At 40.7% G+C, this 307-nt stretch carries 1 protein-coding gene; it reads left to right on the forward strand.

What is annotated here, in order from left to right; translation table 11 throughout:
- The coding region (locus tag BZZ03_RS12090) for an MSCRAMM family adhesin SdrC (RefSeq protein WP_233129002.1) at nucleotides 1–307 on the forward strand (307 nt) is incomplete at both ends.

The raw sequence follows: 307 nt of genomic DNA on the forward strand, positions 1-307 counted from the left end.
CTTGTAGAATCACTCATTGATTCTGATTTTGAATCAGATGCTGAGTTTGATGCGCTATCCGAGGTACTTGTGGATTCACTGGATGCACTGTCTGATGTACTTGTAGAATCACTCATTGATTCTGATTTTGAATCAGACGCTGAGTTTGATGCGCTATCCGAGGTACTTGTGGATTCACTAGATGCACTGTCTGATGTACTTGTAGAATCACTCATTGATTCTGACTTAGAATCTGAAGCTGAACTTGATGCACTGTCTGATGTGCTCATTGATTCTGATTTTGAATCGGACATTGATGTCGATGCAC

Source organism: Lactococcus petauri (assembly GCF_002154895.1).
Classification (GTDB): Bacteria; Bacillota; Bacilli; order Lactobacillales; family Streptococcaceae; genus Lactococcus; species Lactococcus petauri.